General features: G+C 37.5%; 23 protein-coding genes. 7 read left to right on the top strand and 16 right to left on the bottom strand.

Annotated features, from left to right (window positions below):
• Positions 1–322 precede the first annotated feature (322 nt).
• The gene (locus ACP3T3_RS10850; RefSeq protein ID WP_426479877.1) at positions 323–970 is read right to left on the bottom strand and encodes an MBL fold metallo-hydrolase; all 648 of its coding nucleotides are present in this window, start codon (positions 968–970) and stop codon (positions 323–325) included.
• 69 nt (positions 971–1,039) lie between these two features.
• Between ACP3T3_RS10850 and ACP3T3_RS10845 the strand changes: the two genes are divergently transcribed.
• Positions 1,040–2,260, top strand: a complete 1,221-nt coding sequence (locus tag ACP3T3_RS10845; protein ID WP_426479876.1) for a DUF5103 domain-containing protein — start codon at positions 1,040–1,042, stop codon at positions 2,258–2,260.
• A gap of 357 nt (positions 2,261–2,617) precedes the next feature.
• Complete coding sequence (locus ACP3T3_RS10840) at positions 2,618–4,573, top strand: M4 family metallopeptidase (protein WP_426479875.1); 1,956 nt, start codon at positions 2,618–2,620, stop codon at positions 4,571–4,573.
• A 77-nt stretch (positions 4,574–4,650) separates the two neighbouring features.
• On the opposite strand, the gene hemH is transcribed toward ACP3T3_RS10840, so the two are convergent.
• From hemH to ACP3T3_RS10825, 3 genes are read right to left on the bottom strand one after another with little or no spacing between them, the layout of a single operon-like run.
• Positions 4,651–5,679, bottom strand: coding sequence for a ferrochelatase (gene hemH, locus ACP3T3_RS10835; protein ID WP_426479874.1), 1,029 nt, complete (start codon positions 5,677–5,679; stop codon positions 4,651–4,653).
• A gap of 11 nt (positions 5,680–5,690) precedes the next feature.
• A complete protein-coding gene (locus ACP3T3_RS10830; protein ID WP_426479873.1) occupies positions 5,691–6,221 on the bottom strand; it encodes an NADPH-dependent FMN reductase in 531 nt (176 codons plus the stop codon).
• Positions 6,222–6,231: 10 nt separating this feature from the next.
• Positions 6,232–7,110, bottom strand: a complete 879-nt coding sequence (locus ACP3T3_RS10825; RefSeq protein ID WP_426479872.1) for a NifU family protein — start codon at positions 7,108–7,110, stop codon at positions 6,232–6,234.
• A gap of 164 nt (positions 7,111–7,274) precedes the next feature.
• On the opposite strand from ACP3T3_RS10825, the gene ACP3T3_RS10820 reads away from it, so the two are divergent.
• Positions 7,275–7,811, top strand: coding sequence for a gamma carbonic anhydrase family protein (locus ACP3T3_RS10820; RefSeq protein ID WP_426479871.1), 537 nt, complete (start codon positions 7,275–7,277; stop codon positions 7,809–7,811).
• Positions 7,812–7,973: 162 nt separating this feature from the next.
• Here ACP3T3_RS10820 and ACP3T3_RS10815 read toward each other — a convergent pair whose 3' ends face one another.
• The gene (locus ACP3T3_RS10815; protein WP_426479870.1) at positions 7,974–8,426 is read right to left on the bottom strand and encodes a hypothetical protein; all 453 of its coding nucleotides are present in this window, start codon (positions 8,424–8,426) and stop codon (positions 7,974–7,976) included.
• Between the two features lie 82 nt (positions 8,427–8,508).
• Between ACP3T3_RS10815 and ACP3T3_RS10810 the strand changes: the two genes are divergently transcribed.
• The gene (locus ACP3T3_RS10810) at positions 8,509–10,635 is read left to right on the top strand and encodes a helix-turn-helix domain-containing protein (protein ID WP_426479869.1); all 2,127 of its coding nucleotides are present in this window, start codon (positions 8,509–8,511) and stop codon (positions 10,633–10,635) included.
• Positions 10,636–10,669: 34 nt separating this feature from the next.
• On the opposite strand, the gene ACP3T3_RS10805 is transcribed toward ACP3T3_RS10810, so the two are convergent.
• Together ACP3T3_RS10805 and ACP3T3_RS10800 are read right to left on the bottom strand one after the other, a co-directional pair.
• Complete coding sequence (locus ACP3T3_RS10805) at positions 10,670–10,918, bottom strand: hypothetical protein (RefSeq protein WP_426479868.1); 249 nt, start codon at positions 10,916–10,918, stop codon at positions 10,670–10,672.
• Entirely contained in the window at positions 10,919–11,374 is a 456-nt protein-coding gene (locus ACP3T3_RS10800; protein ID WP_426479867.1) for a hypothetical protein, read from the bottom strand. It lies immediately after the preceding gene.
• A gap of 184 nt (positions 11,375–11,558) precedes the next feature.
• Here ACP3T3_RS10800 and ACP3T3_RS10795 point away from each other — a divergent pair, with 184 nt between their 5' ends.
• Entirely contained in the window at positions 11,559–12,563 is a 1,005-nt protein-coding gene (locus ACP3T3_RS10795) for an LLM class flavin-dependent oxidoreductase (RefSeq protein ID WP_426479866.1), read from the top strand.
• A 68-nt stretch (positions 12,564–12,631) separates the two neighbouring features.
• Positions 12,632–13,753: a 3,4-dihydroxy-2-butanone-4-phosphate synthase gene (gene ribB / locus ACP3T3_RS10790; RefSeq protein WP_426479865.1), complete on the top strand. Its 1,122-nt coding sequence runs from the start codon at positions 12,632–12,634 to the stop codon at positions 13,751–13,753.
• 101 nt (positions 13,754–13,854) lie between these two features.
• Here the strand turns inward: ribB and fmt are convergent, their stop codons facing one another.
• The 6 genes from fmt to folK all read right to left on the bottom strand — a co-directional run bounded on the left by fmt (position 13,855) and on the right by folK (position 21,718).
• On the bottom strand, positions 13,855–14,802 hold the full coding sequence (gene fmt, locus ACP3T3_RS10785) for a methionyl-tRNA formyltransferase (RefSeq protein ID WP_426479864.1): 948 nt from the start codon (positions 14,800–14,802) through the stop codon (positions 13,855–13,857).
• A 150-nt stretch (positions 14,803–14,952) separates the two neighbouring features.
• Positions 14,953–16,860, bottom strand: a complete 1,908-nt coding sequence (locus ACP3T3_RS10780) for a RecQ family ATP-dependent DNA helicase (RefSeq protein ID WP_426479863.1) — start codon at positions 16,858–16,860, stop codon at positions 14,953–14,955.
• 78 nt (positions 16,861–16,938) lie between these two features.
• Complete coding sequence (locus tag ACP3T3_RS10775; RefSeq protein WP_426479862.1) at positions 16,939–18,378, bottom strand: OmpA family protein; 1,440 nt, start codon at positions 18,376–18,378, stop codon at positions 16,939–16,941.
• A gap of 209 nt (positions 18,379–18,587) precedes the next feature.
• Positions 18,588–20,114, bottom strand: coding sequence for an OmpA family protein (locus tag ACP3T3_RS10770; protein WP_426479861.1), 1,527 nt, complete (start codon positions 20,112–20,114; stop codon positions 18,588–18,590).
• A gap of 54 nt (positions 20,115–20,168) precedes the next feature.
• Positions 20,169–21,284: an OmpA family protein gene (locus tag ACP3T3_RS10765; protein ID WP_426479860.1), complete on the bottom strand. Its 1,116-nt coding sequence runs from the start codon at positions 21,282–21,284 to the stop codon at positions 20,169–20,171.
• Between the two features lie 17 nt (positions 21,285–21,301).
• The gene (folK, locus tag ACP3T3_RS10760) at positions 21,302–21,718 is read right to left on the bottom strand and encodes a 2-amino-4-hydroxy-6-hydroxymethyldihydropteridine diphosphokinase (protein ID WP_426479859.1); all 417 of its coding nucleotides are present in this window, start codon (positions 21,716–21,718) and stop codon (positions 21,302–21,304) included.
• Between the two features lie 20 nt (positions 21,719–21,738).
• On the opposite strand from folK, the gene sppA reads away from it, so the two are divergent.
• Positions 21,739–23,496, top strand: a complete 1,758-nt coding sequence (sppA, locus tag ACP3T3_RS10755) for a signal peptide peptidase SppA (protein WP_426479858.1) — start codon at positions 21,739–21,741, stop codon at positions 23,494–23,496.
• 75 nt (positions 23,497–23,571) lie between these two features.
• Here the strand turns inward: sppA and ACP3T3_RS10750 are convergent, their stop codons facing one another.
• The 3 genes from ACP3T3_RS10750 to ACP3T3_RS10740 form a co-directional block, all read right to left on the bottom strand.
• Entirely contained in the window at positions 23,572–23,832 is a 261-nt protein-coding gene (locus ACP3T3_RS10750; protein ID WP_426479857.1) for a GlsB/YeaQ/YmgE family stress response membrane protein, read from the bottom strand.
• 71 nt (positions 23,833–23,903) lie between these two features.
• Positions 23,904–24,857 carry a signal recognition particle-docking protein FtsY gene (ftsY, locus tag ACP3T3_RS10745; RefSeq protein WP_426479856.1) on the bottom strand — a complete coding sequence of 318 codons (954 nt, stop codon included), beginning with the start codon at positions 24,855–24,857 and terminating at the stop codon, positions 23,904–23,906.
• A 15-nt stretch (positions 24,858–24,872) separates the two neighbouring features.
• Positions 24,873–25,340 carry a RidA family protein gene (locus ACP3T3_RS10740; RefSeq protein ID WP_426479855.1) on the bottom strand — a complete coding sequence of 156 codons (468 nt, stop codon included), beginning with the start codon at positions 25,338–25,340 and terminating at the stop codon, positions 24,873–24,875.
• Positions 25,341–25,380 lie beyond the last annotated feature (40 nt).

Genomic DNA, 25,380 nt, shown 5'->3' with positions numbered 1-25,380 from the left:
ATTTCTTTATAACAGCAAAACCGTCAGAATATTCTGGCGGTTTTGTATTTTTTATCATTACTATCCGATAAAAAGTCTAAATACATTGGAAATATCAATATTTATGGCATGGATTAACAGGTCGCACCTCCGGAGCTTTGTTTTACGGTGATCTCATTTTTCTACTAACAGTTGATCCCCATGGGATAAAATTCAGCTCCAACGGGAGCTAACTGTTAATAGAACGTATATGCTTTAAAATTAGAGCTCCGTAGGAGCGACCTGTTAATTATGTTTAAATTTAACGAACAAAAATGATTATGACGCTCAAACCCTCCGACTCTCAAACTCTCTTACTTAAAAAAGGATTATACTGTTTCTCAAAACCAATCGAAGTAGCATTTCCATGACCAGAGAAGACCTGGGTATCATGATCTAAAATAAAAAGTTTCGATTTAATTCCTTCAATCAGCTGATCATAATTTCCTTTATATAAATCTGTTCTTCCGATACTGCCTTCAAAAAGTACATCACCCGAAATCATGAATTTCTGATTATCATTATGATAGACCACGCTTCCTGGCGAATGTCCCGGAACATGATAAATTTTAAACTTCTCACCGTCCAGATCCAGTTCATCACCTTCCTTGATGTATTCTACATCCACTTTCACAGGATCTATCTGCATTCCGAATCTCATACCGCTTGCCTGAAGCATATCCAGTACCTCCTGATCTTCCTGATGCATATTGACAGGTACATTAAATTGGTCAAAAGCCCACTGAAGTCCCAATACATGATCAATATGAGCGTGGGTCAAAAGGATTCTCTGAATTTTAAGCCCTTTTTCAGTAATGAAGCTTTCAATAGCCTGAGTTTCCTGAGCATTCATATTTCCCGGATCAATAAGCCAGGCATTTTTATGGTCGTTATAGATGATATAAGTATTTTCGCTCGCAAAGTTGAAAACGAAACCCTGAATCTGAAGCATATCTGAATATTTTTATTCAAAAATACGATATTATTAAGAAAATGGCGATTTTTCGTTATCTTCGTCATAATGAAAACTTTGCGAATACTCTTACTTTCTTTGGGCGGACTGGTTTTTGGACAAAATATCCAAAGTATTCAGCTGTTCAATCCTCAGACTAATGACGAAACCCCCGTAATCAGGATAGGGGAGCAGTTGGTGCTGGGCTTTGATGATCTCACTAACGGCAGCCAGATCTATCGGTATACATTCAAACATTATGACAGAAACTGGAATGAAGATAATCTGTTTTTTACAGAATTTGCTACCGGAAGTATGAATGCGCTGCTGGATCAGTTTCAGTACTCTTTCAACACACTGCAGGCTTATACCCACTATAAACTGGTTTTCCCGAACGATAAAATCCAGCTGAAGGTTTCAGGGAATTATGAGCTGATTGTTTATAAAGATTCCGCAGACCAGCCTCTTTTCAAAAAAAGATTTTATCTGGTAGAAGATATAACATCAGTCGGTTTAAATATTTCAAGATTTGCAGATGCAAAAAATCCCAATCTTAACCAGCGGGTAGAAGTGAACGTTTCTCCGAAAGGCGGAGATATTTCTTCCAACGTGAATTCGATCACAATGAATGTGATGCAGAATAACAACCCGAATATGGTGATTTCCAATCTTAAGCCAAGCAGCGTTTTAGGGAATCAGGTACTTTTTCAACAGATGAATCTTACGTTCCCCGGGGATAATGAGTTTTATTACTTCGATAATAAAAATATGAATATGGCAGCGGATATGGTGCGGGCTGCCGAAATAAAAGATGATGTCAACCAGACTTATCTGCATCCGGTATGGGCCTTTCCTTTAAATTATCAGTATCAGCCTGATGTCAACGGAGCATGGTATTACAGAAGAAATGATTTGGGAAGAGAAAGAGATGCCGAAAGGGAAGCTGACTATTCCTGGGTACATTTTTATCTTGAATCAGATCCTGTGGATAAGGAAATTTATGTGCTGGGAGGATTTAATAATTTTAAACCAGGCAAAGAAAATCAGATGCAATATGATGCTGCAACTAAACAATATGTAGCCAGAATATTTCTTAAACAAGGTTTTTATAATTATGTACTGGCAACAAAAGAAGGAAGCGGTCCTTTGAATTTTGGAGAAGTAAACGGTAATTTCTGGCAGACGGAAAACCTGTATCAGGCATTTCTTTATTACGCTCCGTTCGGGAGAAATTACGATGGGCTGATGGGATATGGAGAATTCAGAACTCCGATAGCCAACAAACGCTAGCCAGCGTTAAATAATAAAAATTATAATATAAAATGGGACTGTCTTTTAAGATGGTCCCTATTTTTTTATTCATATTAAAAAAAATTACCACCCAAATCTCAGATCAGGGGTTAATTTTTTAAATTATAATGCACTACATAGTGAAAAAAAATAATTCACAAAATTTTTATTTTAGTTAAATATTTTAACATAAAATTCACATTACTGAAAAATTATATTTAAATAATTTTCTTTGTTTTAAAATCATCATTGTGTTTTCTTTATTGATTTATAATATCTATTGAATTTTCTTTACCGTTTATATCATTTTATTGTGAAAAGTTTATAAATTCGTCATCACAATCAACCAATATTATTATGAAAACGAAATTTATCTTAGTGGCAAGCGTTGCTGCCTGTTCTTTTGTCTTTGGACAAAACACACCGTCGAAATTAGTTCCGGGTAAAAGCGGATTACACGCAGAATTTATGAGATTTGAAAAAAATGCACCTGCATTCCAGGGCAGTCCTGTTTTATTTGACGAAGCATCTCAGAGGCTTTCTCCGGGGCAGGCTCGTAAACTGGGCTTAGAAAAAGATGCATTAGGTTTTGAAACCCATAAATTCCAACAGACTGTAAACGATATTCCTGTAGAATACGGAATGATGGCAGTTCAGACAAAAGACGGTAAAATTGTTGGACAGTCAGGAAAGTGGGTTATTAAAGTTCCGAAAGTGCTTGACAAAAATGCCAGCCTTGCTGAAAATGCCGCATTACAAAGTGCTCTATCTTTTGTAGGGGCAGAATCCTATAAATGGAAAAATAAAGAAGAAGAAGATTTTCTTAAAAAAGAAACCGGTGATCCCAATGCAAGCTTTGCCCCCAAAGGTGAACTGGTTTATTATTCAGACCCTGATGATGACAAGCTGGGTGATTTAAGACTGGCCTATAAATTTGATATCTATGCTGAAAAACCATTAAGCAGACAATATGTTTTTGTAGATGCAAAAAATGGAAAAATACTGGGAGTAGATGCCATTATTCATGAAGTGAACAGCCCGGGGACAGCAGTTACCGGATACAGCGGAACCCGTAATATAACCACAGACTCTTATAACGGAAGCTACAGGTTAAGAGAAACAGGTAGAAATGCAGGAACAGCTGTAGAAACCTACAACCTGAGAAAAGGAACCAGCTATTCTTCTGCGGTAGACTTTACCGATACAGACAACAACTGGAATAATGTCAATACCAATAAAGACCAATATGCTACTGATGCGCATTGGGGAGCAGAAATGACACTGGATTATTACTATACAAAATTTGGAAGAAAAAGTATAGATAATAATAATTTTGCCATCAAATCTTATGTTCATTATTCTACTAATTATTTCAATGCATTTTGGGATGGTTCAAGAATGACTTATGGCGATGGAAGCTCCACAACCAATGGAGGAAAACCTTTAACAGCAATAGATGTCTGCGGCCATGAAATTACACACGGGCTGACTTCCAAAACTGCTAATCTTGCGTATCAGAGAGAATCTGGAGCATTAAATGAAGGGTTCTCAGATATCTTTGGAAATACCATTGAGCGCTGGGCAAGACCTACTCAGGCAAGCTGGACACTGGGCGAAGATTTCAATTATGTAATCAGAAATATGGCTAATCCCAATGCTTACAGCCAGCCGGATACTTATATGGGAACATACTGGAAAACAACAACAACTTCCGGTTGTGTTACGCCAAGCCAGTCTAATGACTATTGTGGGGTGCATACCAATTCAGGGGTACTTAATTTCTGGTACTATTTGTTAGTAACCGGAGGATCAGGTACCAACGATAAAGGATTTGCTTATAATGTTTCCGGAATCGGCCTGGATAAGGCAGGGGCAATTGCCTACAGAACATTAACAACTTATCTTACTTCTTCTTCTACGTATGCAAACGCAAGAACCTATTCCCTTCAGGCAGCAGCAGATCTGTATGGAGCTGGAAGCAATGAAGTAACACAGGTTACTAACGCATGGAATGCAGTAGGCGTTGGAGGTGGAACATCACCGGTAGGACTTGTTGCAGCCACTTCAAATGTTTCAAACTATACGATCAGCCCGAATCCGGCAACAGACAGATTCACCGTAAACTTCGAAGGCAAAGCCGGAAGAGGAGTGGTAGAGCTGGTAAGCCTTACAGGTAAGAAAGAAATTTCTGAAAAAGTTGAATTGACAGATGGTACGAATAAACTGAATATCCAATTACCTTCCAACTTACTTCCAGGAGTATATGTGGTAATTGTCAACGGAGAAAAAGCAGGAAACCTGATTAAAAAGTAAACCAAATTTTTTAATATATTTATAAAAAGGCCACAAGTAAATTCTTGTGGCCATTTGTATATGGTGAGTGAAACAGATTACACCAGATAAAAATCATTCAGTTTTTCTTCACACAATATTTTTACTACCTCAATCCATCGGTCCTCATTGTTCAGACAGGGAATATAGTGGAAATTTTCACCGCCGCCATGCATGAATTGCTCTTTTCCTTCTACAGAAATTTCTTCCAGAGTCTCAAGACAATCGGAAACGAAAGCCGGACATACAATGGCCAGGTTTTTTATCCCTTTTTTACCAATGGTTTCCAATGTTTCGTCGGTATAGGGCTCAATCCATTTATCTTTTCCTAATCTTGACTGGAAAGAAACAATCGTTTTCTCTTTAGGTAAATTCAATTTCTCAATGACAAGCTGTGTCGTTTTATAACATTGATGACGATAGCAGAACTGATGACTGGGATTATCTTCCCTGGAACAACAGTCATTAAGATTACAGGTTTTCGTAGGATCTGTCTTATAAATATGTCTTTCCGGAACGCCATGGTAAGAAAACTGCAGGGCATCAAAATTTTCAGGAAGCTTCTCTTTAATACTTTCCGCAAGGCAGTTGATATAAATATCCCTGTTGTAGAAAGGTTGAATATAATTGATCTTTACAATTGGGAACTTCTTCTTTCTTACTTCCTCTGCCTTTTCAATCACCGTTTCCGTTGTACTCATCGCATATTGAGGATATAAAGGAAAAAGAACGATTTCAGTAATCCCCTGATCTACCAGTTTCTGGATACCGGTTTCAATGCTTGGTTCTGCATATCTCATTCCGATTTCTACTGGAACATCTACCACTTTCTGAAGTTTTTTCTGAATTTGTTCCGTGATGACAATCAGTGGAGAGCCTTGATCTGTCCAGACCGTTTTATAGGCTTCAGCAGATTTGGCGGGTCTTGTTTTCAGAATGATTCCCTGTACAAGGAGTGCACGAAAGATCCAACGGTAATCAATCACTCTTTCATCCATCAGAAATTCATCAAGATATTCCTTTACGTCGTTTACTGAAGTTGATCTCGGTGATCCGAGGTTGACGAGTAAAATTCCTTTCTTATTCAATATTATAAATTTTAATTATGAAACAGAGTTCTAAAATCTGTTACTAATTTTGATACTTTAGCAAAGGTATTACTTTCCAGTAAGCCATTGCTGTCAAATTTGCCTTTTATCCCTTTTATTAATGCCTGATGTTTATCATCTGTTACAGCTCCAAGTGTTCTTAAAATAAGCAATAGCTCTTCGTGGCCTTTTTCTCCACTGGCGGAAGCGGTGATCACAGCCACCGGCTTTGCAGAAAAAACGGTGGTGGAAACACACCATTCCAACAGGTTTTTTAATCTTCCGGGAATGCTGAAAATGTATTCCGGGGTAGAAAATATAACGCCGGCCGAATTCTTAATATCTTCTCTGACCTTCAGAACTTCTTCCGGAGTATCATCATCCGTTAATGCGGTATCAAAATGTGGGAAAACAGAAAGGTCATCATACATTTGAAAATTCATATAACCTGTCTTTTCCAGTACCTGCTCCATCAGTTTCTGGTTACTGGAATTTTCAGAAGCACTTCCTATAATGATTAAAATTTTCTTTCCGGGAGGCATTTCAAATGTTTTATCCGTTTACAGCTTCCACTTTTTCTACTAAATCAGGAACGAATTGCTTTAAGATATTTTCAATTCCGTTTTTCAAAGTAGCTGTAGAGCTTGGGCAGCCGGAGCATGCACCTTGTAAAAGCATTTTTGCGGTTTTGTTCTCCTGATCATATTCCATTAATGAAATCTTTCCGCCATCATTTTCCACGGCAGGAGCCACATATTCATTTAAAATATCAGAAATTTTCTGCTCATCTTCAGTATAATCTCTGTTGATGATCTTTTCAACAGGATTTTCATGTTTCTGAGGTTCGATTTTTGAAATTTCGCCTCCGTTTTGAAGATATTCGGCGATAAGTGCACGAACAGTCATCATCACCTGGTGCCATTCTACAGAATTATCTCTTGTCACGGCTACAAAGTTGTCAGAAATGAAAACTTCCGTTGCAAAATCAAACTCTTTAAAAATAGCCAGAGCCAAAGGAACTTCTTCCGCAGCTTCTTTCGATTTTACTTCCACAAAACCATCCATCAGCAGCTTGCTCGAAACAAACTTCATTACATTGGGATTAGGAGTCATTTCAGCATAAATCTGATACATTTCTTTTTTCTTCTGAAGATAAATTCTCGGATTAGCCAGTAATTCATCTTCAATCACATTTTTCAGACTTTCAGCAACATGTTCCCATTCAATGGTATCCTGTTTTGCTACAGCTACAAAATTAGCGGTAATGAAAACTCTTTCCACAAAAGGATAATTGAAAAGCTCCTGTGCCAAAGGAATTTCTGAAATATCTGAATTTCTGTCCAGTTCTAAAGACCCTGGGATGAGATTGTAATCTGCTACAAATTTCATCACTTTTGGGTTTTCAGTTGGTTCTATAAGTACGGTACGCATTTTTTCGTTAAATTTGAGATACAAAAATACGCATTAGAAGTTAGAAGCTGAAAATTGAGAGTTAGATTTTTGCTATTACTATAATTTAGAAGTTAGATACTGAAATTATAGCATACATATTCTGCTTTCAAATCGGCATATTTTCAAATTTTCAAATTAATATTATGGCACTTATAAAAGAACTTTTAGGAAAAGCACCACAGATCGGAGAAAATACTTTTTTAGCAGAAACAGCTACCATTATTGGTGATGTAACGATGGGAAAAGACTGTAGTATCTGGTATAACGCAGTGATCCGTGGAGATGTTAATTATATCAAAATGGGTGATAAGGTGAATGTTCAGGATAATGCAATGCTGCATTGTACTTATCAGAAATTTCCATTGAATATCGGGAATAATGTTTCTATCGGGCATAACGCGATTGTTCATGGATGCACTATTAAAGACAATGTACTGATCGGGATGGGAGCTATTGTAATGGATGATTGTCTGGTAGAAGAAAATTCTATTGTAGGAGCTGGTTCTGTAGTTACTCAGGGAACCCACGTCAAATCCGGAGAAGTCTGGGGTGGAGTTCCTGCAAAAAAAATCAAAGATATCAATGCGCAGCTACTGGAAGGAGAAGTGAACAGGATTGCAGATAACTATGTAAAATATTCATCATGGTATAAGGAAAATGTGAAAGACCATCAATTATAATCTGGCTAGTGAATAGTCAATTCTCTGCGCTTGTCAATTTTTATTGCGATCAAAATTCACGATTCACTTGCGAAGCAAAATTCACGATGATCTGTTTAAAATATAAAAGCTCTGTCTCAGGACAGAGCTTTTTCGATTTGATATAGAACCTTTGCTTTATTGTTAATTATTATCCGGTGTAATAAGTCTGATCTTGCCATTGATACATTTAAGAGATGCAGGAGGCATCACCATCATACAGTCAGACGTAATATTATACTTTTCATTAAAAGCTTTCACCTTATCTGTATACTCATTCACTCTTTGTAAGAAAGTTTCTTCTATTTTCTTAGGATAAGCAATGTATTGCTGCGGCCCTCCACAGGCCTTAGCGCCCATAGGGGCAAATGCCCACTCACCGGCATCCGTACATTTTCCGCCTGATACTTCAGATTCGATAGAGGCTTTTAATCTATCCAGCTGTGCCTGTTCATATTTCTGACTGTCTTCATCAGCAGGTCTGTCTGCGATATCAACAGGCAGATTGGCATTGGCATTCTTTGATGTATTACAGGAAACTAAAGTTAATGTAGCACATAATACTATTGCCGGAATATGAAAGAATAATTTTTTCACAATAAACTTTTTTCTCTTTAAGAATTTTCAAAACTTATGCCAAGGTAAGAAAATCAAATTCATTTCCGTATTTTTGACAACGATGAATAATCATTTTTTTGACTTAATAGAATATACCAACAGAAGTGTTTTTCTGACTGGGAAAGCAGGAACAGGGAAGACTACATTTCTTAATGATTTTGTAAGACGTACCAGGAAAAAGCATATTGTAGTGGCTCCCACAGGGATTGCTGCGATCAATGCAGGAGGCGTAACCATTCATTCTATGTTTGGGCTGCCATTAAGAACCTTTCTTCCTACTACAGAAAGGATAGATACCAGTTTGGCTAATAATATCGCCGATCTGATGCCTCATTTCAAATACCGTAAGGATAAATTGAAGCTTCTGAGAGAAGTTGAAATCATTATCATAGATGAGGTCTCAATGTTGAGAGCGGATGTTCTGGATATGATGGATTTTTCTCTGAGATTTATCAGAAGAAACAACCAAAGGTTTGGGGGTGTACAGATGCTGTTTATCGGAGATTTGTTTCAGCTTCCTCCCGTGGTGAGGGATGAGCATATCCTGAAAATGTATTACAACTCACCTTTCTTTTTCGACAGTCATGCGATTAAAGAAATCCCCATTGTTACTATTGAGCTGACCAAAGTGTACAGACAGTCTGACGAGAATTTTCTTGAGATTCTGAATGCTATCCGTGACGGGGATGTAGATAATATCGATTTTAACCATCTTAATGAAAGGTATGATCCTGACTTTGATATGGGGAAAGAATCCTACGTTTATCTGTGTTCTCACAATAAGATGGCGGATGAGATCAACCAGGAGAAGCTGGCGGAGATCAAAGCCGATCCTCAGGTTTATGAAGCTAAGCTTGTAGGAGATTTTAAAGAAAACCAGTTTCCAAACGAGCAGTTTCTGGAACTTAAAATCGGGGCTCAGATCATGTTTATCCGGAATGATATTTCCGGGGAGAAGAAATATTTTAACGGAAAGCTGGGGGAGATCATTGGATTGGACGAAAATGAAATCCGGGTGGTTCTGGATGAAAGTGAGAGGGAAATTGTGGTAAAAAAAGAAATCTGGGAACAGAAAAAATATTTTCTTGATACGGATAAAAATATAAAAGAAGAAGTATTGGGAAGCTTTGAACAGTTTCCTATAAAACTTGCATGGGCCGTAACGATCCATAAAAGCCAGGGATTAACGTTTGATAAAGTGATTATTGATGCCGGAAAAAGCTTCACAGCCGGCCAGGTTTACGTGGCCTTGTCCCGTTGCAGAACATTGGAAGGAATTGTTTTAAAATCAAAAATTACTCCCGAAGTTATTTTTAAGGATAACAGGATCTTACATTTCCATACCGATACGATTGCCAACGACCATGTTGATGCGATTCTGAATCAGGAAAAGTATGATTACAGCATCAGAAAGGTGTTGCGTACGCTGGACTGTACGTGGTTTTTAAAAGAAGTGGAAGAGTGGAATAACCTCTCGATTGTAACCAAGAATATTGATCATGCTAAAACCAAACAGATGTATCTGCAATTAAAGCACGAAGCTGTCAATCTGGGAAAAATCTTTGAAAAACTGGAGCGGATCATTTTCCAGAAGGTTAATAATTTTATTGAACAGAAAGAAGAATGGTCCGAAATCGAAAGCAAGTCAAAAGGTGCCGTTAATTTCTTTTTTACAGAAACCAGAAATAAAATTTTCGATCCTTTGAAAGATTTTTACGCCGAAATAAAAGGAGCAAAAGGTTTAAAACAATATAATGAAGAATTCAAAAACTGGCTGGAAGACCTTGAGGAATATCTGAACAGCCTGAGAGAGATTCATCTTCTTGAAACAAAGCTTTTAGACGAGAAAAATGATAAGGAAATCAATCTGAAAATTGCTAAAGTTCCTTCTCAGGTCTTAACGTTCCAGTTATTTGAACAAGGAAAAACCATCGGAGAAATTGCATTGGAAAGAGGTTTGGTAAAAGAAACCGTGATCGGCCACCTTGCTAAATTTGCAGAACAGGGACTGCTGGATATTGCCAGAGTTATTACTTCAGATAAAATCAAGGCTTTTGAAGATGAATTCTACAAAAAACCGCATGAAACCCTTACAGAATGGAAAAACGCACTGCCAAGTCATTTTGAATTTAACGAGATCAGGATTTTGATCAATCATTACAATTATAAAAAAGAAAAGAACTCATAAGAGTTCTTTTTTATTGATGTTTTTAGACGCTAAATTAAGGATACATCGCATTGATAGTATTGATATCTCCTGTCGTAAAGCCGGTTCTGTTATAGGTAAAGTTTGAGTTATCAGCTCTTGTGATTGAAATATCATCCGGATTTTTTCCATAACGAAGTTCCCAATAAAATTTTATAGGAATTTTTTCACCGTCTGTTTTGTCAGACTCTCGGTCTTTATAAAATTGATTGAAAGAGCAGCTTATTAAAAGGAATGATAAAAGCAGCAAATAAATATTTTTCATTTAAATTTTAATATCTAAGATTAATTTTCTGCGGTTGTTGTCGTAAAAAGTAGCGTGGTAACTTTCGTCTCTGAAATCAGTTTCTGTATTTTCTATTTCATTAAATAAACTTTTGTCTGTCCGGGAAAATTCAACAATTTCAAAGTACTTTTCATCAATACTATTAAAGTCAACTAATTTCAGATAGTCATTAATGGAGTTTTTGTCAATCATAATTTTTCCACCACCAAACTGATGCCTGTTCTGACCATTTTTCTTAATGCCGGATACCCAATATTCTTCTCCCGTTTCTATATCAAAATGATTAGCGTTGATTCCTGGCCTTTTGAGTTTTTTGAGTGCCTTGCCATCGAAATAAACAGTTTGTCCTGATTTTGAGAATTCTACAAAACCAATCCATGCCGGTCCGTGATGTCCGTAGGATTTGTTTTCGACATACATTATTTTTGTTTTCATGTTCTAGTTGATACTGCAATTTACCCAAAATCTTATAAGTAAAATCATGTAAACAAAAATTTTATTCCAATAGTTTTTCCCTGAACTGATCCATTGTTTTTATTAATTACAAAAAGTAACTAATGCAGTTTTTATGTTTTAAATTTGTCTCGTTTTTCAGACTAAGAAAAATTAACATCATAACATGAAAAATTTTGAAATTTCTGTTTTAGATCTTGCCCCGGTAAAGCAGGACAAAAGCATTCACGATACTTTTCAGGACAGCTTATCATTGGCTCATCATGCTGAAAATTTAAATTATAAAAGATTCTGGCTGGCGGAACATCACAATATGGAAAGTATTGCGAGTTCAGCAACCTCTGTTTTAATAGGTTTTATTGCCAATGGAACGAAGAGAATCAGAGTAGGTTCAGGTGGAATTATGCTTCCCAACCACAGTTCTCTGATTATTGCAGAGCAGTTCGGTACTTTGGAATCCCTTTTTCCTGGAAGAATTGATCTTGGAGTAGGAAGAGCACCCGGAACTGACGGATTAACGGCTCAGGCTTTAGGAAGAAATCCAGCCATCATCAATGAACAGTTTCCAAGACAGATTCTTGAGCTTCAAAGATATTTCTCAAAAGAAAATTCAGATGCGATGGTTCGGGCGATTCCCGGAGAAGGTTTGGATATTCCGCTTTATATTCTGGGATCAAGTACAGATAGTGCATGGCTGGCTGCAGAACTTGGTTTACCTTATGCGTTTGCAGGACATTTTGCGCCAGAGCAGATGGAGATGGCTTTTAAAATATACAGAGAACATTTTGAACCGTCAAAATATTTGGACAAACCTTATATCATTGCCTGTGTAAACGGAGTTGCGGCAGAAACTTCCGAAGAAGCTCATAAGATATCTACAACGTTATTCCAGGCATTCATCAATATTGTAAGAAACGACAGAAAACCTTTTGCACCGCCGGTGGATGATATGGATGATATCTGGTCACCTATGGAAAAATCTATGGTTTTACAGAAACTGAGATATACTTTTATCGGAGACCAGGCTGAAGTTCAGGAAAAGCTCAAAGATTTCCAGGAAAGATTCCAGGTTGATGAGCTGATGATCAATTCACATATTTATGATCATCAGAAAAGATTAAGATCTTATGAGATTTTCAGAGAGGCTGCAGACTCCTTATCCAAAGCGTAATAAACCATTCATAATTAATTGGCAGATGCTTATTTTTATGAGTATCTTTGCAAAAATAAAAAGTAAAAATGTCCGATATTAAATTAAATACTATTCCAGAGGCTATTGAAGACCTTAGAAATGGTAAAATAATAATAGTAGTAGATGATGAAGACAGAGAAAATGAAGGCGATTTTCTTTGTGCAGCAGAATTGACAACGCCGGAAATTATCAATTTTATGGCTCTTCACGGGAGAGGGCTTATCTGTATGCCGCTGCCTGAAAAAAGATGTGATGAGCTTGGACTTGAAGTAATGGTAAGCAGAAGCAGCGATCCTAAAGAAACTGCTTTCACCGTATCAGTTGACCTTTTGGGTAACGGAACATCTACCGGAATTTCTGCTGGAGACAGAGCAAAAACTATTTTAGCCCTGATGGATGAAAAATCCAAGCCTACAGATTTTATGAGACCTGGCCACATTTTCCCGCTTCGTGCAAGAAAAGGAGGCGTATTGAAAAGAGCCGGACATACAGAAGCAGCTATTGATCTTACCAGCTTAGCCGGTTTAAAAGAAGGAGGAGTAATTTGTGAGATCATGAATGAAGATGGAACAATGTCCCGTCTGCCTGAGCTTCACGCATTCGCTCAAAAGCATGACATGAAGATTGTTTCTATTGAAGATCTGATCCATTATCAGCTTAAAAAAGGAAACCTGGTAGAGAGATTGGAAGAGAAAAAAGTAAAAACCCACTATGGTGAGTTTGATTTTTACGCTTTCAGAGAAACTTCCAATGACCAGATCCACTTTGCTTTGACAAAAGGAGCATGGACTGTGGATGAGCCTGTTTTGGTAAGAGTACAGTCTTCTGATTCTTATTTTGATGTATTAACAAGACTGAATAACGGTGAGAAGCCATTGCTGGAAAAAGTAACGGGCATGGTTAATGAAGCCGGCAAAGGAGCGATCATTTTTATCAATAACGTTTCCAATTCCGAAAATACATTGAGAAAGCTTCAGCAGTTCCTGAATTATCAGGATGGCCAGGAGCAGCACCCTACATTGGCGTACAATTACAGAGATTATGGAATTGGAACGCAGATCTTAAAGAATTTAGGAATCAACAAGTTTAAAGTAATCACTCAAAACCCAAATATCAAGCCTCAGGTTGGAGGATATGATGTAGAGGTAACTGAAATGGTACAACTATAATAAATGAATAGTCAAGGGTAATCTTGACTGTTTACAAAATAAAAAAGGTTTAGAATTTTCTAAACCTTTTTTATTTATTTAAGGTGATGTAATATCATTTTCTAGTGTAATGAGATTCCTTCAAAATTTCGGAACCCGTTCAGAAAATCTTTTATCATCATTCTTTTTTTGCCTTCCAACTGAAGCTCCATTGGGTAGTATATTCCGTCCGTGGTATAAATTTTAAATTCAGTTTTTGAGATATCCATGGTTCCAGCTGGTTTTCCGTGATCAGCAAGTTCAAACTTACCCCCGAATATTTTCAATCCTTTTTCTTCGTTTTCAATCTTTAACGTGGTGAAAGCTGCAGGATAAGGCGACATTCCAAGGATAAACTGATGAACAGCTTTTGATGGCTGCTTCCAATTGATTTTAGTATCTTCTTTGAAAATTTTATAAGCATTTTTAGGATGTTCAACCTGTGGCTGAGGTTTTTCTTCAATAGCATTTTCGGCCAGGCCATCCAGCGTTTTTACCACAAGTCCTGATCCCATTACCATGAGCCTGTCGTGAAGGCTTCCTGCAGTTTCATCCGGTAAAATGTCTATTTCCTGCTGAAGAAGAATATTTCCTTCATCAATTTTTTCATTAATAAAGAAAGTAGTAGCCCCGGATTTTTCCTCTCCGTTGATCACTGCGTAATTGATAGGGGCAGCCCCTCTGTAGTCGGGTAGTAATGAAGCATGAAGATTGAATGTTCCCATTTTAGGCATTTCAAAAAGTACTTTAGGCATCATTCTGAAAGCTACAACTACAAAAACATCAGCATCCAGCTTTCTAAGATCTTCCAAAAACTCAGGGTTTCTTAGCTTTTCCGGTTGAAAAACAGGGATATTATTTTCTTCTGCATAGATTTTTACCGGTGATTGGTGAATTTTCTGTCCCCTTCCGCTTGCCTTATCGGCAACGGTTACAACACCTACTACCTGATGGTGGGATTGATGGATCGCCTCCAAAGAAGTTTTTGCAAACTCAGGAGTTCCTAAAAAAACGACTTTCAATGATTTCATCCTGCAAAGATAAGTTTTTGAGCCGAGAGTCGAAAAGTATTAGGGTTGGAGAGTGATAGAGTTTTAGAGATAAAAACATTAAAGTATTTTATCCAAACAATATGTATTTCATTCCTTACATTTCATCTCATTACTCATACTTATCATTGCTTACTCATGATTCAGCGCATACGTTCTGAAATTCAGCATTCTTACTTTTCCTGAATCCAAAAGGAAGATCAGGTTTTCAAGTATATTTTCTTTTGAATGGTAGCTGAGCTGGATAGACAGTTCTTCAATGGTTGCAGCCTTCTTAGCTAATAAATTAATGATTTGCTGGGAAATGTTTTTTCCAAAGATAGACTGCTTATTTTTTTCACAGACGGAACACTGACCACAGTTTTTTGAATTTTTTTCACCAAAATAGGCAAGTATTAGTTTCATTTTACAGTAGTCGTTATTTTCTACGTAAAATTTCATCTCTTCCCATTTCTGGATTTTGTTTCTCTGAATATGTTCAAACAATTTCCAGTAAGCGCTATTTACGGCTCTTTCATCGCGGGGTCTCAGGAATTTAATGCTGGAAAGCGCACCATCAATATATTCAAGATAATTCTTTTGCTGCATCTCCTTCAGGCGTTCTTTGATCAAAGGGACACTGATATTGATTTTATTGCTGATCTGCTGTTCACTGAACATTACTTTATGAGTGGTTATTCCGGATATAGTACGGAAAAGAAGCTCTATAAAGTGAGCATCCTTTTGCGGCAGCTGATCTATCTCATCAGCTTTGATATAAAGTTCCAGCGAAGAGAGGCTTTTATTTTCATTATAGTAAATAATTTCCTGGTTGTGCAGAAAATTAAGTATGTTGTTGATTTTTGCTTTCGAAAGCTTTGTAAAGTTTTGTATACCAAGGGTGTTCAGCTGAAATGTTTTTTCAGGAAGTTCAAATTCCGCTACCTGAAAAATGGAGTAGAGGTAGCTCACAATCTTTAAAAACTCTGCTTTGTTGGGAGTCTGGTTTTTTAAAATCTGATCAAAATTCTGGAGCTCCTGTTTATTCCAAAGCATGAAGGCAAAACTGTCTTTTCCATCTCTTCCGGCTCTTCCGATTTCCTGGTAATAGTTTTCCAGAGATGCAGCAGGCGAGTAGTGGATTACAAACCGCACATTGTCTTTGTCAATACCCATTCCAAAGGCATTGGTAGAAATGAGGACATGGTTGTCACTGTTGTTCCACAGATTCTGTCTTACATTTTTTTCTTTGGTTGTTAAACCGGCATGAAAATAATCCACATTTTTCAGTTGATTTTTTTTCAAAAATTCTGCCAGCATCTCAGCTTCTTTTCTGGTTCTTACATATACGATTCCGGAGTCATTACTGTATTTTAAAATATCAAAAACACGTTGGAATTTATCAGATACTTCATCTGTAAATATTTTGATATTATCCCGCCTGAAACTTTTCTGGAAAACTGAAGGTTTTTTCAGTTCCAGTTTATTTTTGATTTCCTCCAGAACTTTTGGGGTTGCAGTTGCGGTCAGCGCAAGGCAGGGGATTTCAGGATTATTACTTCTGAATCCTTTAATATTCTGATAACTTGGCCGGAAATCCTGGCCCCATTCTGAAATACAATGTGCTTCATCAACTGCAATAAAGGATAACTGTATTTCCTGCATGTTCTGAATAAACTGAGTATTGGTAAGTCTTTCAGGCGAAACATAGAGTAATTTGGTGAGCCCTTCCTTACATCGGCCATAAATGGTTTCGGCGTCATATTCATCCAGTTCAGAGGAGAGGTACTCTGCTTCTATACCCCGGGACTTAAGCTGATTAACCTGGTCTTTCATCAATGCCAGCAATGGAGAAACTACAAGACATGTTCCTTCTTTCAGCAAGGCAGGCAGTTGATAGCATAAAGATTTTCCTGCTCCTGTGGGTAACAGAACCAGGGTATCCTTTTCGTTGATAACAGCATTGATAATGTCTTCCTGAGAATCCCTGAAGTCAGTATAACCCCAGAAATACTTAAGAGTATCATATTTCAGCTTTTGAAAATCCTGCGGAGAAATCATATGGTAAAAATAAGGAAAGATTCAGGACAAAAAAAGTCACGCGGGGCGTGACTTTCATATAATATATCAATAAGTTTATTATTTAGCTTCGAAGTATACTCTTCTATTGGCTCTGTTTTTCCATTCAGGGCATTTCGTTGCTGGTTCACACTCAGGATATTTAAGGTCTTTTTCACCTTTTCCTATTGCCTGTAGTTTACCTGTTTGAACACCGTTTTTGATCAGATAGTTCTTAACGTTGTTTGCTCTTCTTTCAGATAGTTTTTGGTTGTAAGCGTCTGTACCTCTTGTATCGGTAGCTCCGATTACACTGTAAGAACCATTTGAAGAATTAATATAGTTTACAGCATTATTTAAAATTGGAGTATTTGATGGTAAAATTCTGTCAGAATTTAAGTCAAACTCAATTCCCTCTAATTTAGTTTCTGTTTCTACTACAGGTCCTGTGGTTGCTACAGGACATCCGTTGTTTTCAACAGGTCCGGGAACCGTTACACATTTATCGTAAAGGTCAATTACACCGTCAAGGTCAGTATCAAGGGCAACTCCGGCGCCATCCACTCTTGCCCCTGCAGGAGTATCAAGCTGTCTGTCCCAATCGTCACATACGCCGTCGTTGTCTGCATCTCCTTTTTTACACACTTCAATATCCTGGTTTTTATTAGCCAGTACATCCAGTTTATAATAGATTTCCTGAAGCGGATCATGCCACATTACGTGAGATTCATGTTTTCCAAGTTTTAAAGAAACCCCTAAAGTAGCATTGAAGAAGTTGTCAGAAACCTGCTCAGAACGCTTGTTGATCGCGCTGTACGCATCACCGCCACCATCAAATTCATCATCACCGGTTACTACATACATTAGTCGGCCTTCAATATCAATTCTTCTGTTTACTTTGAATTTCAGACCTGTACCAGCCTGCATAAACATGGAACCTAATTGGAAAGGTTTAACCTCGGTCATCAATCTTTGTTTGTTGCTGCCGTCTTTCTGGTATGCTCTGTATGCAATGGTACCGATACCTGCATATCCATGAAGTGCCCATCTGTAAGGAGAATGGTTGTCTACTCTTCTTAACAGGTTAGAAAAGTTAATATCTCCTAAGATTGAAATTGCGTCATACTGAGTTCTTGCTCCTACTGCTGATGCATCGGGTGCTGCATTTTTAGTATTGAACCATCCTTGTCTGGTTTCACCTCTGTCATACTGTAAATTGATCCCAAAAGCATGGGTAATCGCTTTATCAATACTTACATACGCTGAATATCCAAAAAGGTTTTTACCGTTACCATTTTTGATGGAGGTTAAGTCTGCTGACTGAAGAAGTGGAACACCCACCCCAGCAGAAATAGACCAATCATTAAATCTTTTAGATTGATTGGTAAATGGGGAAACATTAGCAGATCCCGAAGAAAATGTATTAGGATATTCTCCTTTTGAAACTGCCGTTGAGTCTTGTGCATACGTGGCAGAAGGAATTGCCAAAGCAAATGCAACAATTGCTAAACTTAATTTCATAGTGTTATTTTTTTAAGTTAAGTTATTTTAAATGATTTTTTACGTTAAAGTGATTTTATGTTAATTTTTTTCAAAACAAACTTGCTGGTTTATAACATGTTTCATGCCAGTTGTCTTAAAAATAATGTTAAAGATATGCAAAAAATTTCGTAGTAGAAAAAAAATAAACCGAAAAGAACAATTCTTTTCGGTTTATGATGTATTTGAAATTATTTTTTCTTTTTCTTAGCAGGAACTTTTTTTACTGCTTTTTTTACAGGAGCATCTTCATAGTCTTTCTTTTTGATAGAATCCCAATCTGAACTTTCTATAAATCTTACAGTAACTTTTCTGTCTGCCATTCTTTCAGCATCTGAAGCTGATGCAGGAATAGTGGCTTCAGCGGAACCTACTCCTTTTGATTTCAAGACATTTTCATTGATTCCTCTGGTCTCCAAAGCGCCTACTACAGCCGCTGCTCTTTCTTTAGATAGTCTTAGGTTGTAAGCTGCATTTCCTTTGATATCTGTATGACCTGTTAACAGATAGTTTCCTCCGTTTTCTTTAATAATCGAAGCTGCCAGATCCAATTTTTCGTTAGATTCAGGTCTGATCGTCGCTTTATTGAAATTGAAATAAATATCTTTAAGGGTTTTCTCTACTTCAACAGCAGTTTCCTTATTGTCTTTTTTAGCAATAGGGCATCCGTTGTTTTCAACAGGTCCGGGAACCGTTACACACTTATCGTAAAGGTCAATTACACCGTCAAGGTCAGTATCAAGGGCAACTCCGGCGCCATCCACTCTTGCCCCTGCAGGAGTATCAAGCTGTCTGTCCCAATCGTCGCATACACCGTCGTTATCAGCATCTCCTTTTTTACACACTTCAATATCCTGGTTTTTATTAGCCAGTACATCCAGTTTATAATAGATTTCCTGAAGCGGATCATGCCACATTACGTGAGATTCATGTTTTCCAAGTTTTAAAGAAACCCCTAAAGTAGCATTGAAGAAGTTGTCAGAAACCTGCTCAGAACGCTTGTTGATCGCGCTGTACGCATCACCACCACCATCAAATTCATCGTCACCGGTTACTACATACATTAATCGGCCTTCAATATCGATTCTTCTGTTTACTTTGAACTTCAGACCTGTACCAGCCTGCATAAACATGGAACCTAATTGGAAAGGTTTGATTTCGGTCATCAATCTCTGACCGTTGATATCTTTCTGGTATGCTCTGTACGCAATAGTACCGATACCTGCATACCCATGAAGTGCCCATCTGTAAGGAGAATGGTTGTCTACCCTTCTTAACAGGTTAGAAAAGTTAATATCTCCTAAGATTGAAATTGCGTCATACTGAGTTCTTGCTCCTACTGCTGATGCATCGGGTGCTGCATTTTTAGTATTGAACCATCCTTGTCTGGTTTCACCTCTGTCATACTGTAAATTGATCCCAAAAGCATGGGTAATCGCTTTATCAATACTTACATAAGCAGAATATCCGAAAAGGTTTTTACCATTACCATTTTTTATAGAGGTCAAATCTGCTGACTGAAGAAGGGGAACACCTGCTCCTACAGAAACTGACCAATCATTAAATCTCTTGGACTGGCTGGTAAATGGGGTAACATTGGCTGATCCTGAGGAAAATGTATTGGGATATTTTCCACTCGAATCTACGGTTGTGTCTTGTGCATAACCAGCCATAGGAATGGCTAAAGCAAATGCAGCAATTGCTAAATTTAATTTCATCGTGTATTGTTATTTGATTTCTTTTTTTAGAAAAAGAATTTTATGTTTTTTTAATTATTTAACAGGGCAACCATTATTTTCAACAGGTCCTGGTACCGTTACACACTTATCATAGAGGTCAATAACTCCATCAAGGTCCATATCCAAAGCAACACCGGCGCCATCTACTCTTGCCCCTGCAGGAGTATCAAGCTGTCTGTCCCAGTCATCGCATACTCCATCATTATCTGCATCTCCTTTTTCGCAAACAACAAGATCGGTACTTGCATTTTCAAGAACACTGGTTCTGTAATAAGCTTCCTGAAGCGGATCATGCCATGCCAGGTGCGATAACTGCTTTCCTAATTTGAAAGATACTCCTAAACTTACTGTCCAGGCGTTATCAGATCTTCTTGAGTTCAGCATATTATATTTTGAACCTGGTGTGGAAGGATCATAATCATTGGGATCTGCCCATCCGCCGCCATCAAATTCATCATCACCACTGATGATGTACATGGTTCTTGCTTCAACATCAATAAGTTTTGAAACATTATATTTTATTCCTAAACCTCCCTGATAGAAGATCGAGTTGATATCAATGTCCTGCTTAATGAATAACGGGGTTCTTCTTGGGGTAGTGCTCCATCTGAATTCATCATTATCATGTAGTGATGTTCTGAATCCCTGAAGCCCAATACCCATGTATCCGTGGAAAGCCCATCTGTAAGGAGAGTGGTTGTCTACTCTTCTGAATAGGTTTGAGAAGTTGATATCCCCCAATAAAGAGATATTGTCAAATTGTGTTGTTGCAGTAGCTATTCCGGATTTTACACCTGCAGCACCGGGAAGCTGTGCTGTCTGTTTCGTTTCTCCTCTCATATACATAAGGCTTAGCGCAAATGCATGGGTGATTTGTTTGTCTACGCTTACATATGCATTGTACCCCCAATTGGTCTTATCCTTACGGATAGATTTTAAATCGGAGTGTACCATAAATGCAGGACCTCCTCCAACAGAAATAGACCAGTCTCTGAAACGTCTGGCTTTATTGTCAAAGGGTTGTACATTAGCGGAACCTGAGGAGAATGTATTAGGATACTCTGTGGAAGAGTTTACTGTAGTGCTGCTGTTCTGAGCGAAAGCTGCAATTGGCAATGACGTAGCCAATAATAATAAACCTAATTTCATACAATATGTTTTATGTTTTAAATAAAATCTTTTAATAATATTCTGGAAAAGTCTCTTTCAAAAAGATGCTTTCTATGAGGAATTTCTAATCTTTCTGATTTAAAATTTAACTCATTATACATAATGATATCAATGTCTATAATCCTGTCAGTATACCCTCCGGATACTTTTGAATCATTAATTCTTCCCATCTCAACTTCTATATTCTTAATACAATCAAGCAGTTGAATTGGCGAAAGGTGCGTGAATATTATTGCTGCAATATTACAAAAAATATTGGAACTTACAAACTCTACAGGGTCAGACATTAAAAATTCGCTGGTTTGTGAAATGTGATTTCCGGCTTCGCTGATCTTCTTCAATGCCAGTTCTACATTTTTTTTTTGCTCTCCTAAGTTACTTCCTAGTAACAAAACGACCTTATGCTGCGACATATTGTAAAATTGATTGATTTATGAGAAGTTTCTTCAAAAATGTTTTGGCAAATATAGTAGCAATTATCATACTTTGCGCTCTATTTTTCATCTTTTTCATTACGATGCTTGTGTTTAGTTCGATGGGTAATGATAAGACGGTGGCGGTGAAAAAGAACTCGGTTCTTACGATTAATTTAAAGACTAATATAATCGATAGTCCTACTGAGGAACAGATGGGGCTGTTCGGGATAGGTGCCCAAAATAAAAGTATCCTTATATATGATGCGCTGGAAGCTATTAATAAGGCAAAAACTGATGATAATATTAAAGGAATCAGTATAGAAGCTGATGATCTGAATGCAGGGCTTACTCAAATTGACGATCTTAGAAATGCTATTGAAGATTTCAAGAAAAGCGGAAAGTTTGTATATGCTTATGGAAACGGAGTATCACAGTCGGCTTATTATTTAGGATCTGTGGCTGATAAATATTATCTGCACCCTGCGGGAGGAATCGAATTAAAAGGACTTTCCACTGAGGTTACTTTCTTCAAGGATTTTGCTGATAAATACGGAATCGGTATTGAAGTGATCCGTCACGGTAAATTCAAATCTGCAGTAGAACCCTTTTTAAGAAATGATATTTCTCCTGAAAATAAAGAACAATTAAGTACCCTTTTGAATGACCTTTGGAAAAACACTTCCAATAAAATGGCTGCTTCAAGAAAAATTGATACCGCTCAGTTCAGAACGATTACAGACAGTTTATATGGAATGATCCCTGAACAAAGTTTAAAATATAAACTTGCGGATAAACTTATCCAGAAATCAGAATACGAAGATCTTCTTAAGACGAAACTAAGTGTAAAAGATAAAGAAAAGCTGAATAAAATTTCTTTGACAAGCTATATCAATTCTTATGCTGATGAAGATAAATCGGGTGAAAAAATAGCTGTACTTTATGCTTCAGGGTCTATTAATAACGGAGATGAGTATAATGATATTCATTCTGAAAAATATGTAAAGTATATTAAAAAGCTTCAGGAGGATGATAAAGTGAAGGCCGTTGTTTTCAGAATCAATTCTCCGGGAGGAAGTGCGAATGCTTCAGATGAAATCTTATTTGAACTGCAGCAGCTGAAAAAGAAAAAACCTTTGGTAGTATCTTTCGGTGACTATGCAGCATCAGGAGGGTATTATGTTGCGATGGCTGCGGATAAAATTTATTCAGAGCCCAACACGCTTACAGGTTCTATCGGAGTGTTCGGGGTGATGCCTTATTATAAAGATATTGCTGCTAAAAACGGTATCCGTGCAGATATTGTTTCTACCAATGCGAACTCTATGTATTATTCCGGATTAAACGGAGTAACTCCTTATGGGGTTAATATGATGACAAGAAGTGTAGAAGGTACCTATAAGAGATTTGTATATTTTGTGACGCAGAACAGAAAGAAAACTTTTGAGCAGATTGATAATGTAGGAGGTGGAAGAGTATGGAGCGGGGCTCGTGCAAAACAAATAGGATTGATAGACGAATTAGGTACTTTGACTGATGCCGTGAAGTTTGCTGCACAGAAGGCAGGCTTAAAATCATACCAGGTAGAAGCTTTCCCTAAGAAAATGTCTCCGTTTGAGCAGATCTTCAAAGACCTGAATGAGGAAGATGTTTCTGCAAGAATCATTAAAAACAAGATAGGAAAATCTAACTATGAAATTTTACAGCAGATCACAGACAAGAAATTACAGTCTGAGGTGAAAATGGAAATGCCTTATCAGATTAGAATCAACAACTAACTAAATTATATTGTATACAAAAATCCCGGATCTGAAATTTCAGATCCGGGATTTTATTTTTTATCAGCGTTAGTATCAGCTCTTCCTTGTTGCCATTCCGTAAATCCAGAGGATGATTAAAGCACCTCCGATTGAAAGAATCCAGCTTCTCGGATTCCAGAATGAAGTGACATCTCCCCAATGTAAAACGTAAACTCCTATAGCTCCTCCTATAAAAGCTCCCAGAATTCCCAGGATAATAGTAATCAGCCATCCTCCTCCCTGAGTTCCCGGCATGATCATTTTAGCAATAGCACCTGCAATAAGACCGAATAAGATCCATGTTATAATTCCCATAGTTTCAAATTTTTTATTGTTAATATTTAAAAATGATTTGTTTACTAATATACGGGAAAACATGATATAAATCATCTTTTCTTGAAGAATGAGTCTACAAATTCCGTACCATTAAAAAGTTGTAAATCCTGCATTTTCTCGCCTACTCCAATATATTTGACCGGAATTTGGAATTGATCGGAGATCCCAATGACCACACCTCCTTTTGCTGTTCCGTCTAATTTTGTTACTGCTAAAGCATTGACTTCTGTTGCGGCCGTAAATTGTTTTGCCTGTTCGAAGGCATTCTGCCCTGTGGAACCATCAAGCACCAATAAAATTTCATGAGGAGCGTCAGGAATAACTTTCTGCATTACTCTTTTGATTTTGGAAAGCTCATTCATCAGGTTGATCTTATTGTGAAGTCTTCCTGCGGTATCGATGATGACAACGTCTGCATTTTGAGCTACAGCACTTTGTACCGTATCAAAAGCTACAGACGCAGGATCTGATCCCATTTCCTGTTTTATAATAGGAACACCCACTCTTTCACTCCATATAACAAGCTGATCAACGGCAGCAGCCCTAAAGGTATCCGCAGCTCCAAGAACCACTTTTTTACCTTCTGACTTGAATTGGTGGGCAAGTTTTCCGATGGTCGTTGTTTTTCCCACTCCATTTACCCCTACAACCATGATGACATAAGGTTTTTTGGAAGTATCAATGTTTCCTGTGCCGGCATGGGGGTTTTCAAGCAGTAATCCTGAAATCTCTTCACGAAGGATATTATCCAGTTCGTTTACCCCTACATATTTGTCTCTTGCAACACGCTCTTCAATTCTTTCAATGATTTTGATAGTGGTAGAGGCACCTACATCAGAAGCTATCAGAACTTCTTCAAGGTCATCCAGTACTTCGTCATCTACTTTGCTTTTACCGACTACGGCTTTCGTCATTTTTTCAAAGAATCCCTGACTGGATTTTTCCAATCCTTTGTCCAGGGTTTCTTTTTCTTCTTTTTTGAAAATATTTTTAAACCAACTCATAGTTTTAGTTTATTCTTATTTATTTTTAATCACTGCTGTGGCTTCTACTTCTATAAGTATATCATCTCTGAAAAGCCTGCTCACTTCCATAAGGGTGCTTACGGGAGGGTTCTGAAGATTGACATACAAATCCCTTACTTTTCTGAAGTCAGCCGTTTTTTTGATGTCTGTGGTAAAGATTCCCAGTTTGATAATATCTTTTCCTGTTCCTCCGTATTCTTTCAGGATGTTTTCAATATTTTTGAAAACCTGCCGGGTCTGCTCTTCTATTGTATTGCCAACAAGGTTACCTTCCGAATCCAGAGGGACCTGCCCGGATAACAAAATCATTTTGGAATCTCCGCAATCAATACTTACCGACTGGGATAATCCTTTTATATTGAAAACTTTTGGCGAACTTTTATATTCTGCAGGGTTCATTGTTTTCTGACTGAATGAAAATAGAAAAGTTACTGTGCAGGCCAGAACAAGGATCTTTTTCATACTTTACTGATTAATAATCTGGTGAGCAAAGATAACAAAA

It is taken from the genome of Chryseobacterium sp. CBSDS_008 (genome assembly GCF_049959325.1).
Classification (GTDB): Bacteria; Bacteroidota; Bacteroidia; order Flavobacteriales; family Weeksellaceae; genus Chryseobacterium.
This window is presented reverse-complemented; position numbering and strand designations above follow the sequence as displayed.